The 12,394-nt window shown below is 71.4% G+C and carries 9 protein-coding genes; 3 read left to right on the forward strand and 6 right to left on the reverse strand.

Translation table 11 applies throughout. From position 1 onward, the window contains the following. Window positions 1–1,076 precede the first annotated feature (1,076 nt). From IEZ13_RS25135 to IEZ13_RS25155, 5 genes are all read right to left on the reverse strand, one after another. Window positions 1,077–1,724, reverse strand: coding sequence for a class I SAM-dependent DNA methyltransferase (locus tag IEZ13_RS25135; protein WP_183222160.1), 648 nt, complete (start codon window positions 1,722–1,724; stop codon window positions 1,077–1,079). Between the two features lie 456 nt (window positions 1,725–2,180). Further along, complete coding sequence (locus IEZ13_RS25140; protein ID WP_183222161.1) at window positions 2,181–3,854, reverse strand: glycoside hydrolase family 13 protein; 1,674 nt, start codon at window positions 3,852–3,854, stop codon at window positions 2,181–2,183. 82 nt (window positions 3,855–3,936) lie between these two features. Then, a complete protein-coding gene (locus IEZ13_RS25145; RefSeq protein WP_183222162.1) occupies window positions 3,937–4,968 on the reverse strand; it encodes a LacI family DNA-binding transcriptional regulator in 1,032 nt (343 codons plus the stop codon). A 22-nt stretch (window positions 4,969–4,990) separates the two neighbouring features. Then, the gene (locus IEZ13_RS25150; protein ID WP_183222163.1) at window positions 4,991–6,199 is read right to left on the reverse strand and encodes a molybdopterin-dependent oxidoreductase; all 1,209 of its coding nucleotides are present in this window, start codon (window positions 6,197–6,199) and stop codon (window positions 4,991–4,993) included. A 115-nt stretch (window positions 6,200–6,314) separates the two neighbouring features. Further along, on the reverse strand, window positions 6,315–8,375 hold the full coding sequence (locus tag IEZ13_RS25155; RefSeq protein WP_183222164.1) for an MMPL family transporter: 2,061 nt from the start codon (window positions 8,373–8,375) through the stop codon (window positions 6,315–6,317). 76 nt (window positions 8,376–8,451) lie between these two features. On the opposite strand from IEZ13_RS25155, the gene IEZ13_RS25160 reads away from it, so the two are divergent. Together IEZ13_RS25160 and IEZ13_RS25165 are read left to right on the forward strand one after the other, a co-directional pair. Further along, window positions 8,452–8,937 (forward strand): MarR family winged helix-turn-helix transcriptional regulator, encoded by a 486-nt coding sequence (locus IEZ13_RS25160; protein WP_183222165.1) that lies wholly within the window; start codon window positions 8,452–8,454, stop codon window positions 8,935–8,937. Between the two features lie 218 nt (window positions 8,938–9,155). Continuing rightward, the gene (locus IEZ13_RS25165; RefSeq protein WP_183222166.1) at window positions 9,156–10,010 is read left to right on the forward strand and encodes a tetratricopeptide repeat protein; all 855 of its coding nucleotides are present in this window, start codon (window positions 9,156–9,158) and stop codon (window positions 10,008–10,010) included. Between the two features lie 3 nt (window positions 10,011–10,013). Here the strand turns inward: IEZ13_RS25165 and IEZ13_RS25170 are convergent, their stop codons facing one another. After that, the gene (locus tag IEZ13_RS25170) at window positions 10,014–10,427 is read right to left on the reverse strand and encodes a MarR family winged helix-turn-helix transcriptional regulator (RefSeq protein WP_183222167.1); all 414 of its coding nucleotides are present in this window, start codon (window positions 10,425–10,427) and stop codon (window positions 10,014–10,016) included. An 84-nt stretch (window positions 10,428–10,511) separates the two neighbouring features. On the opposite strand from IEZ13_RS25170, the gene IEZ13_RS25175 reads away from it, so the two are divergent. After that, complete coding sequence (locus IEZ13_RS25175; RefSeq protein WP_183222168.1) at window positions 10,512–12,281, forward strand: ABC transporter ATP-binding protein; 1,770 nt, start codon at window positions 10,512–10,514, stop codon at window positions 12,279–12,281. Window positions 12,282–12,394 lie beyond the last annotated feature (113 nt).

Here is a 12,394-nt window from a genome sequence, read left to right on the forward strand (position 1 = left end):
GTGAACAATTGGAGCTGCGGCATACTTCAATTCTCCTGCGCCGACGCGAAGAAGTGTAATCCCTGCCTTGAAGTCGATCATGCCAAATTGGTCCCGCGAAGTGCGCTCTTCCGCTGCCTGTCGAAATCCTCGTTGTCGGCATTGCCCGCCGCCGCTTCCGCCTCGGATGCACTCACGTGATCAAGGCAGAGAAATGGGCATTTTCCAATGTGATCTTGCGGCTCCGGGCTGGTATGGCAGACCCGGTGATCGGCGGGTGCGAGACTACAGATCGAGCAACTGTCGACCGAGACCCGAGGCCTCGCCGCCACCGTGCCGCCCCGGCCGGAACTCGGCGACCGCCAGCTCCTCGCCACCGAAGGCGACCGCTTTGACCCGAAGCCTCGGCCCGAAGCCTCGGCCCGAAGCGCGGGCCGGGAGCTTGGGCCGGGAGCCTCGACCCGGAGCCTGGGCCGAGAGCTTGGGCCCGGGAGCTTGGGTCCGGGGCCTGGGCCTGGAGCCTGCGCCGGGGCCTGGGCCTGTGCCGGAAGCCTGCGCCGGGAGGTTGGGCCTGGGCCTGGGCCGGGATCTTGGGCCTGGGCCCCGGGAGCTTAGGCTGGGATCCGGGGCCTGGGCCTACACCCGGAGGTTGGACCGGGGCGTTGGGCCGGGACCTGAGCATGCTGTCCTGCCTGTCGCGATCACGTTGTCCGACCTGATTTTGAACTGGCTCGCTTGCCGCATCCGGCCCCCTTGTCGACGGCGCCGATCGAGCGGGGCGCCTGAATCCGGGCCGGCAGTCCCTGCTCGCCCTGGTCCACCTGCGTAACGGCGACACCTGCACCCGCCTTCCAGCCGAAGTTGAGATCGGCGCAGCGGCTGCCTGGCGTTGCGGACAGGAAGCGACGGTCCTGCTCGGCGCGGCTGCCGAGGGCTTGGGCACCGCCATCCGGTGCCGGCTCGGGACGCCGGTCGTGCGGGTGGCCGCCGGGAGCTCAGGAGGGGGCGCCCGTTGCTGAAAGCGGGTTGGGGGGCCAGGGCGTTCGGGGGTGCTCTGATCGTGCAGGTCGGGGCATCGCTGGAGACGGGACTCGGGGTCAGCGTTTGCGGACGATCAGGAAGGCGCCCTGCCGTGTGGGGTTCGGGACGGTGTAGGGCGGTGGGATCTCGTGGATTGTTGTCACCACCGGCTCGAAACCGGCTTCGGTGAGCAGGACGGCGACCGCTTCCGGGCGGCGGCGGTGGATGGTCAGGGTCACCTCGTGGCCCCACGCCTCGGTGAAGTGCTTGTCGTCGTCGCCGGCCTGGAAGGCCAGCATCAGGTGGGCGCCGGGTCGCAGTACACGGTGGAACTCGGCGAACACGCCGGGCAGTTCGCGGTCCGGTACGTGGATGGTGGAGAACCAGGCGTTCAGGCCGGCGAGGCTTTCGGTGGGCAGGTCGAGGGCGGTCATCGAGCCGACCTCGAAACGCAGGTCCGGGTAGTTGGCGCGGGCCTGTTCGACCATGCCGGGGGAGAGGTCGACGCCGAAGACGTCCAGGCCCCGGCCGTGCAGGAAAGCGGTGACGTGGCCGGGGCCGCAACCGACGTCGGCGGCCGGGCCGTCCACCAGGTCGGTGAAGAGGGTGAGCAGGCTGCGCTTCAGCGGCTGGCTCGGCAGGTCGTCGGTGAACAGGGTGGAGTAGCTGGCGGCCACCGTGTCGTACGAGGAACGGGTTTGATCGAGGAAGTCCAGATCGTGCATGGCCGGGAAGGCTATCGGGCCGAGCCGGACGGGAACCGGTTCCGCCGAACGGGGCTGCTCGGAGAGGCGAGTCGGGTTCTCAAACGGAAGCGGGTGCCGGCGTAGCCGTACCGGAAAGGGTCTGGAACGGCGACCGCGTGCCGAAAGGGCGGCAGTTGGGTGAGGGTGCGGCTGGTGGCGCGTGGGTGCGGGCGCGGCGTGCCGGAGTGCGGCAGGACGGTGAGGGCCCGGGTGATGGCGTCGGCGTGCCGGAGTGCGGCAGGACGGTGAGGGCCCGGGTGGTGGCGTGGGCTGCGGGCGCGGCAGGTGGGTGAGGGGCGCCGGAAGTGGAAGAAGGGACGGGTCGAGGGAAAGAGGGAGCGGGGCAGGGCGGGCGTGACGCGCAGGAGGGCGCGTCACGCCCGGGTGCCCGGTCCATCCTCCACCGTCCTGGGGATGGACCGGGACGAATCCGTCCTAGAGGGACCACCAGACGGTGGTGTCCGGCGGGAGGACCACGTCGTCGCTGGTGCCGTCGATCGGGCCGCTGGCCAGCAGCAGCTCGCCGGGGCGGCCGACGGCGACCGGCTGGTCGCTCATGTTGACCGTGCAGCGGAAGACCGGCGCGCCCTCGACCTCGCGCTCGAAGGCGAGCACGCCGGCCGGTGCGGACACCCAGCGCAGGTTGTCGGTGGGGGCGAGCGCCGGGTCGGTGCGGCGGATCGCGAGGGCCGAGCGGTACAGCTCCAGGGTCGAGCCGGTGGCGCCGGCCTGCGCCGCGACGCTGAGGGCCGCCCACGAGTCCGGCTGCGGCAGCCAGCTCGGGCCGCCGTCGGGGCCGAAGCCGTACGGGGCCTCGGAGCCGCTCCACGGGATCGGCACGCGGCAGCCGTCGCGGTAGCCGTCCTGGCCGGCGGCGCGGTGGAACGCCGGGTCCTGGCGCACCTCCGGCGGCAGGTCGACGACCTCGGGCAGGCCGAGCTCCTCGCCCTGGTAGAGGTAGGCCGAACCGGGCAGGGCGAGCATCAGCGTGCTGGCCGCACGACCGCGGCGCAGACCGGCCGCGTCGTCGACCGCGGTGGGCTTGCGGCCGGCCGCCTCGCCGTCGATCTTCTGCATCAGGCGGGTGGTGTGGCGGACCACGTCGTGGTTGGACAGTGTCCAGGTGGTCGGGGCGCCCACCTCGCGCATCGCGGCGAGCGAGTCCTCGATCATCTGGCGCTGCTCGTGCACGTTCCACGCGGTGCCCAGGTAGCTGAAGTTGAACGCCTGGTGCAGCTCGTCGTCGCGGACGTAGTTGGAGACCCGGGCCAGGGTCGGCGCCCACGCCTCGGCAACGGCGATGCGCTCGCCGGGGTACTCGTCGAGGATCTTGCGCCAGTCGCGGTAGATCTCGTGCACGCCGTCCCGGTCGAAGAACGGGCTCTCACCGGCGCCGAGCAGGTGCCACTCGCCGGTGTCGCCGAGGTCGGGCAGGCCGGCCTCCTTGACCATGCCGTGCGCCACGTCCACCCGGAAGCCATCGACGCCCAGGTCGAGCCAGAACCGCAGGATGGTCTTGAACTCGTCCCGGACGGCCGGGTGCTCCCAGTTGAAGTCGGGCTGCTCGGGGGCGAACAGGTGCAGGTACCACTCGCCGTCCTCGACCCGGGTCCAGGCCGGGCCACCGAAGATCGACGGCCAGTCGTTCGGCGGGAGTTCGCCGTTCACACCCCTGCCGGGGCGGAAGTGGTAGCGCTCGCGGAACGGCGAGCCGGGGCCCTCGGCGAGCGCCCGCTTGAACCAGTCGTGCTGGTCCGAGGAGTGGTTCGGAACCAGGTCGACGATGACTCGCAGACCGAGGGCGTGCGCGCCGGCGATCAGCTGCTCGGCGTCGGCGACGGTGCCGAAGATCGGGTCGACGGTCCGGTAGTCCGAGACGTCGTAACCCGCGTCCGCCTGGGGCGAGGCGTAGAAGGGGGAGAGCCACACCGCGTCCACGCCGAGATCCCGCAGATACGGCAGCCGGCTGCTGATGCCGGGCAGGTCGCCGATGCCGTCGCCGTTCGAGTCGGCGAAGCTGCGCGGGTAGATCTGGTAGATGACCGCGTTGCGCCACCACGATGCCGGGGGCGCCTCCACGGTGGGCGGTGCGATCAGTTGGTCCGTCATGGCGACGAACGCTAGCAAGAAACTAACACGTGTTACATAGTCCGAGGCTTGCTTTCTTGCAGCAAGTTCTTGCAGTGGTCCGTTATGCCGGTTTTGTGGTTGATTCCCGGACGACCAGCGAGGTGCCGAGAACCTGGTGCGGGTGCTGTTCCTCACCCCTGATCGCCGAGATCAGGAACTCCGCGGCCATCCGCCCCTTGGTGACGATCGGCTGCCGGACGGTGGTGAGCCGGGGACGGAACCAGGCCGACTCGGAGAGGTCGTCGAACCCGGTCACAGACACCTCTGAGGGCACTTTTATTGCAAGTTCTTGCAAGGCATCCACGGCCCCGTACGCGAGGATGTCGGACAGCGCGAGGATAGCGGTGGGAGCGTGCCCACCGGCCATCAGGTCCCGGGTCGCCCGGTAGCCCTCGGCGCGGGTCACCGGCGCCTCGGTGAGCTGGACGTCGGCCATCGTGAGGTCGCGCTCGGCCAGCGCGTCGGCGATCCCGGCCATCCGCCGGGCCAGCGGCCCCCGGTAGCCGCGCTCGGTCACCGCGGCGCCCGGGTCCATGGACAGCACGGCCAGCCGCCGGTGGCCGAGATCCAGCAGATAGCGGGCCACCTCGCGGGCGCCGCCCCGGTCGTCGACCTCGACGCTGGGCGCGCCCGGCACCCGGTCGCTGTCGATCAGCACGAACGGGATGCCGCGCCGGCTCAGCTCGGCCACCTCGCCACGGTCGGCCTCCAGGCCGCAGACGATGAAACCGTCGACCGCCGCGTACGGAATGGCCTTGAGCACCGAGTCCTGCAACGGCGGGGTGAGCAGCAGCGTGTAACCCTCCTGATCGCACACCTGCCCGGCGCCCATCAGGAAACGGGAGTAGTACGGGTTCTCCAGGATCCAGGCCAGCCGCTGGGGCAGCAGCACGCCGATCGAGTTGGTGGTGCCGGCCCGCAGCATCCGGCCCAGCGGATCCGGCGTGTAGCCCAGCCGCTCGGCGGCGGCCAGGATCCGCTCCCTGGTCGCCACCGAGATCCGCTGTGGGTTGTTGAACGCGAACGAGACCGCCGAGCGGGAGACGCCCGCCGCTGCCGCGACGTCGTTGGACGTGGCCTTTCTCGACGGCATGGGCCATGTTAACGAGGCCTGGTCACACGGCGCTCACCGGCACGCGGACCACCGCGTCGAAGACGTAACCGAGCGTGTTGTGCCGGGCCGTGTCGGGCTGGGTGTTGCCGCGTACGTCGGTGGCCCGCGCCAGCAACGTGTGCTGCCCGGCCGCCGGCGTCCAGTCGACCTCCCAGCGCTGCCAGACCCCGCCCGGAGTGGCGCCGTACGGGCGGGCGCGCCGCCACGTAGTGCCCCCGTCGGTGCTGACCTGGACGTGCCGGATCGGGCCGTCCGCCGACCAGGACCGGCCGGTCAGCCGCGTCCGGACCCCGGCGGGGAAGGTCGTGCCGGGGTCCAGCTCGAAGGCGCTCTTGATCACCTGCCGGTCGAAGGGCTGCCCCTCGGCCGGGTAGCCCTCACCGAACAGCCGGTAGAACTGCGTGTTCCAGGGCGAGAAGAGCGGCTCGGTGGACACCTCGATCCGGCCCACCCACTTGATCGAGGAGATGCCGATCCAGTGCGGGACGACGACGCGGACCGGGAAACCGTGATCCGGCGGCAGCGGTTCGCCGTTGAGCTCGTAGGCGAGCAGCACGTCGTCGAACGCCTTGCCGATCGGGAACGGCCGGCGGACCGGTCCGAGGTCGACGCCGCCGCTCACGAAGTTCGGGTCGAGGCCGATCGGCTGCACGTCGACGGTCTTCCTCGAGATGCCCGCCCGGCGCAGCACGGTGGACAGCCGGACGCCGGTCCACCTGCCGACACCGATGCCGCCCAGACCCCACGCCGTACCGGAGACGGTCTGGCCCTGCTGTGAGGTGTAGTAGCTGCGGCCGTTGCCGGCGCACTCGATGGCGACCGGCCGGGTTTCGCGGGGGAGCTTCCTCAGGTCGTTCAGGCTGAAGTGGGCGGCCTGGGCGAGCCCGGATCCGGAGAGCTCCAGCGACCAGGTGGAGGCGTCGATCGTCGGCGTGACGGTGTGGTTGCGGACGAAGAACCGGTCCACCGGGACGTAGTAGCCCTGGTCCTTGAGCGCCGACCACCGGGTCTCCGCGTTCGTTCCCAACTGCCGGAACAGCTCGGGCGGCAGCGGCTTGACGATCGGGCCGGCGGCCAGCGCCGGACCGGGGATCGCCGCGCCCGCGCCCACCGCGGCGGTGAGTGCCAGCAGGTTCCGGCGGGAGAAGCCACGGGTCCGCCCGGCAAGGAAATCGCGCAGTCTGCGCTCGTCGTACACGCCCTCGTTCATGGCTACTCATCCTATCGACTGCATAGGATTTGTGGAAAGGGTGGCGGGAAACGCCGACGCCGGGTGGCCCCTGTCAGGGGTCACCCGGCCTCCTTCTCTGGCGGTGGGTGAAGCCTCAGCCCTTCGGCCCGTCCGCCGTCTCGGCGAGTTTCGCCCGGTTGACGGCGTCCCAGTCGGTGTGCGGCCGGGACGGCGCGGGAACGGCTCCGGCCGCGACGGCCGCCGGGCGGCCGGGCCACCAGAACCGGTCGCCGGTGAGCGTGGCCAGGGCCGGGACCAGGACGGTACGCACGAGCAGCGTGTCCAGGAGCACTCCGATGCCGACGATGACGCCGATCTGGGTGAGCGTGACCACCGGCAGCACCCCGAGGACCGCGAACACCGCCGCCAGCAGGATGCCGGCGCTGGTGATGACGGCGCCGGTGACCGCGAGAGCGTGCACCATGCCGTCCCGGGTGCCCCGGGTCGCCGCCTCCTCCTTGGCCCGGGTGACCAGGAAGATGTTGTAGTCGACGCCGAGCGCCACCAGGAACAGGAACGAGAACAGCGGGACCGCGTTGTCCAGGGCGGGGTAGTCGAACACGTTGCGGAACAGCCACGATCCGGCGCCCAGTGAGGCCAGGAAGCTGACCACCACGGTGATCATCAGCAGGATCGGGGCGACCAGGGCGCGCAGCAGGGCGACCAGGACCAGGAACACCACCGCGAGGATGACCGGCACGATGACGATCAGGTCGCGGCGGGCGGCGTCCCGGGTGTCCATGGCGGTCGCCACGGTGCCGCCGACCAGGGCCTCGCCGTCGAGGTTCCCGCGCAGGTCACGGATTGTCCGGAAGGCTTCGGCGGTGTCCGGGGCGGCTTCCAGCACGGCGCTGATGCTGACCCGGGCAGGCGTCTCCTCCGCGATGCGGGCCTGGGCGACGCCAGGCGTGCCGGAAACGGTTTCCAGAACCCGAGCAGCCTGATCCGGAGTGGTCAGGACCACCGCGGGCCCCGCGGCGCCGGCCGGGAAGTACTTGGAGAGCGTTTCCAGTCCCTGCACCGACTCGGCCTCGACCCGGAACTGCTCGGTTTGCGACAGGCCCACCCTGGTGCCGAGGCCGCCGAGCGACAGCAGCCCGAGCACCACCGCGGACACGACGGTCACCGCGACCGGGCGGCGCACCACGGCCCGGCCGACCCTGGCCCACATGCCCTTGCCGTCCTCCGGACCGGACTCGCCGACCCGCGGGATGAACGGCCAGAACAGGCCGCGGCCGCAGACCACGAGCGCGGCCGGCAGCACCACCAGGGCGAACACGGCGGCGATGGCGACACCGGCGGCCGACGTGAGGCCCAGCGCGGTGTTGCTCCTCAGAGTGGCCAGCACCAGGGTGAGCAGGGCCAGGATGACGGTGCCGGCGCTCGCCGCGATGGCCGGGCCGGCGCCGCGCAGGGCTTTGCCCATGGCCTCGAACCGGTTCTCGTACCTGTGCAGCTCCTCCCGGTAACGGGAGATCAGCAGCAGCGCGTAGTCGGTGCCGGCGCCGAAGACCAGCACCGTGACGATGCCGGTGGTGGAGCCGTTGACGGCCAGGTCGGTGTGCTGGGAGAGCAGGGCGACGACCTTGGCGGCGAGCTGGTCGGCGAACCCGACGACGAACAGCGGGACGATCCACAGGATCGGGCTGCGGTACGTGATCAGCAGCAGCACCGTGACCACCACGACGGTGACGAGCAGCAGTTTGGTGTTGGCGCCGCTGAAGCTGTCGGCCAGGTCGGCGCTGAAGCCGGCCCCGCCGGTGACCTGGGCGGTGACGCCGGGCGGCAAGCCGGTGGAGGCCTTCTCGCGCAGGTCCCGCACCGCGTCGATGGTGGCGGCGGAGTCACCGGTGCTCGCCAGCGGAACGGTGATCAGGGCGGCCTTGCGGTCGTCCGACAGGATCGGCCGGCCCAGGGCCTGCACCGTCGCCAGGTCGGCGTCGGAGAGCGGTTGCCCGCCCTTGGCGACCACGATCAGCGCCGGGTTGGTCCGCCCGGACGGCAGCTCCTTCTGGAGCTGGGCGACCTTCGTCGACTCGGCCGAGGACGGCAGCGAGGAGGCCGGATCGTTGTCCGTCTCCGTGGAACCGGCGAGACCGAGGACCAGCCCGCCGAGCAGCAGGGCCAGCAGAAGCGTCGCCCATGCCCTTCTCATCTGAAAGCCTCCAGGAACGAGAATCTTTACAATCGAGATTGTTCACGACGAAGGCGGGATCTGCAACACTTACCCCGTGGAAGGCAATGAGACCGCGGAACGCCGGCGGTTACGCGGGGACCTCGTCGACCTGTTGAATACGTACAGCAGCGAGGCGAATCACATCGGGCACGCCTTCGCGCACCTGCACCGGCTGAACGCGACGGATCTGCACGCGCTGCTCGCCGTCATGCACGCCGAACGGCGCGGAGCCCCGCTCACCCCCGGCAAGCTGGGCGAGGCCATCGGTCTCACCTCCGGCGCCACGACGGCGCTGATCGACCGGCTGGAACGCGGCGGCCACCTGCGGCGATCACGGGAGAGCGCGGACCGGCGGGTGGTCCATCTGCGCTACGCGGACGCCGGCATGGCCCTCGCCCTGTCGTTCTTCGCCCCGCTCTCCCCGCGCACCGACCAGGTGATGGCCCAGTTCGGCGTCGGAGAGCTCCAGACCATCGAGAAGTTCCTGCACGGCATGATCTCCGCGCTCATCTCCTACCGCGACGAGCTGCGCAGTCACTGATCAAGACCATTTCATCGGTACGGGCTGGAGAGCCCTTTCCCGGCACTCCGCGAGCCGCTGCCCGGCCCGGCCCGTGCCGCGACCGCCGGGCGTAGATCGGTGGTCACCCACGCGACAACGCTCACTTCGTACCGGGAATGGTGTTGATCGTGATTTTGCAACGCAGCCGCACCGGATGATCATCGGAAGTCGGGCGGGCGGCTGCCGATCGAAGCGGCGTGCGAACCGAGCCCCTCCTGGCCGAGGCCGACGCCCTGCTCGCCCGCGGGCGAGCCCAGCATGCCGAACGGCTGCTCACCCCGTTCGTCGTGCGGGAACCGGAGAACGTCGGCGCCTGGCACCGGATGACCCGGGCCCGGCTCGACCTCGGTGACACCGCCGGTGCGCTGCTGGCCGCCCGGGCCGCCTGGAACCTGGACCCGTACGGCGCCGAGTCACTGCTCTGGCTGAGCGCCGCCCGTTCGCGGGCCGGTGACCACGCCGAGGCGCTCGCGGCCGCGGCCGCGGCATGCCGCGAGGACCCCGGCAACCCCCGCCTGCACAACCGGCTGGCCCGCGCGCAGCTCGCCGCCGGGCTGCCCGGCGAAGCCGCCGAAACCCTGCGCTGTGTCGCCGACCTGGCCGGGTACGACGCGGACCTCCAGGTCACCTACGGTCAGGCGCTGTTCGCGATCGGCCGGCCGCTGAGCGCCCGCGAGGCGGTCGGGCGGGCCCTGGCGATCGATTCCGGGCACGCCGGAGCACGCGCCACGCTGAAGGCCTTCGCCAAGGCGATGCGCACGGCCGTCGACGCCGCGTCGCTGGCCCGGGCGGCGGACGAGTTCGGCGAGTCGCTGCGGATCCACCCCGGCCGGCCCGCCGCCCGCCGGGGCGGCGCCGGCCGGGACGCGCTGGCGCACGTGGCGCGGGTGTCGCTGGTCTGGTTCCTGGTCGCGCTCGCCGCGGTCGGTGTGGTCCAGGCGGCCGGCCTGCTGACCGTGCCGTTCAGCCTCTACCTCACCCTGATCTGCGCCGCCGGTGCGGCCGGCTGCGTCTCCGCGGTGGCCCGCCCACCGTCGGCGGGCGTCGCGTAGTCCTCACCGGGCCTCGCGTAACAGGTTCAGGATGCGTGCCAGCTCGGTCCGGTCGGCCGGGTCGAGCCCGGCGAACAGGCGCTCGCCCTCGGTGGCCCGGGCCTCGTGGATGGCGGCGGCGGTGGCGACGCCGCCGGGGGTGAGCACGACCAGCGTGGCGCGGCGGTCGGTCGGATCCGGCTTGCGCTCGACCAGACCGCGTTCCTGCAGGTCGTCGACGACCTCGGTGGCCGAGCGGGGAGCGATGTGCAGCCGCTCGGCGAGCACGCTGAGCCGGACCTCGCCGTGCCTGCTCAGCACGCCCAGCGCCCGCGACTGCGACGGCGAGACGTGCCACGGCTCCAGGGTGATCTTCGTCCGCTCGCGCAGGCGCCGGGTCACCGCCCAGAACGATTCCAGCAGGCTGTCGTCCTCCACCGGACCAAAATAGCAGTGACTACCCTCGTTCCCTCATGTTGAGGTAACCTCAGTTTGTCGCCGTCGTTCGAAGAGAGGCCCCATTTGCCGAAGGATCGATCCCGCAGAATCACCGCCGAGGAGAGAGCGCAGGCCCGCGCCGTCTCCCTGCGCCGCATCGGCGCCCTGTTCACCGGCCACCGCCGGCATCTCGCCGTCGTCGTGGCCGTCATCGTCCTGTCGTCCGTCATTTCGATGGGCTCGCCGTTCCTGCTGCGCGAGGTCATCGACGTCGCCCTCCCGCAGTCCGACCTGCGCCTGCTGTCGCTGCTGGTCGCCGGCATGGTCGGCATCGCCGCGGCCACCTCCGCGCTCGGCGTGGTGCAGACGTGGATCTCCACCACCGTCGGTCAGCGGGTCATGCACCGGCTGCGCACCGACGTCTTCGCCCACCTCCAGCGGCAGTCCGTGGGCTTCTTCACCCGCACCCGCACGGGCGAGGTGCAGTCCCGCATCACCAACGACATCGGCGGCATGCAGCGGGTGGTCACCTCCACCGCCACGTCCGTCGCCGCCAACCTGACCACGGTGATCGCCACCCTGGTCGCGATGACCGCCCTCTCCTGGCAGCTCACCCTCGCCTCGCTGGTCGCGCTGCCCCCGGCGATCTACTGGACCCGGCGGGTCGCCCGCATGCGGCAGCGGATCACCGCCCAGCGGCAGCACGAGCTCGCCGACCTCAACGTCATCATCGACGAGGGCCTGTCCATCAGCGGCGTCCAGCTGGCCAAGACGATGGGCGCCGGCGGCGCGCTCATCGAGCGGTTCACCGCCTCCTCGGCCCGCCTCATCGACCTCGAGCTGCGGTCCGAGCTCGCCGGCCGCTGGCGGATGGCCACGATGAACGTGGTGTTCGCCGTCATCCCCGCGGCCATCTACCTCGCCGCCGGCCTGCCGTTCGCGGCCGGCGCCATGAGCATCGGCACCCTGGTCGCCTTCACCGGCCTCCAGACCGGCCTGTTCCGGCCGCTGATGAGCCTGCTCGACGTCGGGGTCACCCTCACCGCGTCACTCGCGCTGTTCCAGCGCATCTTCGAATACCTCGACCTGCCGGTCGGCATCCGGGAGCCGGCCGAGCCCGTGCGCCTGCCCACGGTGCGCGGCCACCTGCGCTTCGAGGACGTCACTTTCGCGTACGACGGTGGCGCCACCGCCGCGCTCGCCGGTGTGAGCCTCGACGTGCCCGCCGGCACCTCCCTGGCCCTGGTCGGCGAGACCGGCTCCGGCAAGAGCACCATCGCCGCCCTGATCGCCCGGCTCCACGACCCCACGTCCGGCCGGGTCACCATCGACGGCGTCGACGTTCGCGATCTGGCCCTCGACGATCTGGCCGCCATGGTCGGCGTGGTCAGCCAGGAGACGTACCTGCTGCACACCACGATCCGGGAGAACCTGCGCTACGCGAAACCCGGCGCCACCGATGCCGACATCGAGCGTGCCGCCCGCGCCGCCCAGATCCACGACCTGATCGCCGCCCTGCCCGACGGCTACGACACGATGGTCGGCTCCCGCGGGCACCGCTTCTCCGGCGGCGAGAAGCAGCGCATCGCGATCGCCCGCACCCTGCTGCGCGACCCCCGCATCCTGGTCCTCGACGAGGCGACGAGCGCCCTGGACAACGAGACCGAGCGCGCCGTCCAGCGCGCTTTCGACGAGCTGTCCCACGGCCGCACCACGGTGACCATCGCCCACCGCCTGTCGACGATCCGCGACGCCGACCAGATCGCCGTGATCGACCACGGCCGCATCCTGGAGTCCGGCACCCACGACACCCTCCTGGAGGCGGAGGGCCACTACTGGACCCTGGCCCGCTGACCGTCCGCGGTGACGCGCGATGCCGCCGGTCTCGCGGTCTGCTGACCGCCCCGGGCACCTGTCATGCCCCCGGGCATCCGCTACGTCTCCGGCTCGCGGACCGCGGGCTTTCG

The sequence above is a fragment of the Actinoplanes campanulatus genome (assembly GCF_014647795.1).
GTDB lineage: Bacteria > Actinomycetota > Actinomycetes > Mycobacteriales > Micromonosporaceae > Actinoplanes > Actinoplanes campanulatus.

What these genes read in the sequence shown, in the direction of transcription:
- IEZ13_RS25140 (WP_183222161.1), bottom strand. Translation starts at nt 3,854, where the DNA reads ATGACGGACCAACTGATCGCACCGCCCACCGTGGAGGCGCCCCCGGCA.
- IEZ13_RS25150 (WP_183222163.1), bottom strand. Translation starts at nt 6,199, where the DNA reads ATGAACGAGGGCGTGTACGACGAGCGCAGACTGCGCGATTTCCTTGCC.
- IEZ13_RS25135 (WP_183222160.1), bottom strand. Translation starts at nt 1,724, where the DNA reads ATGCACGATCTGGACTTCCTCGATCAAACCCGTTCCTCGTACGACACG.
- IEZ13_RS25155 (WP_183222164.1), bottom strand. Translation starts at nt 8,375, where the DNA reads ATGAGAAGGGCATGGGCGACGCTTCTGCTGGCCCTGCTGCTCGGCGGG.
- IEZ13_RS25145 (WP_183222162.1), bottom strand. Translation starts at nt 4,968, where the DNA reads ATGCCGTCGAGAAAGGCCACGTCCAACGACGTCGCGGCAGCGGCGGGC.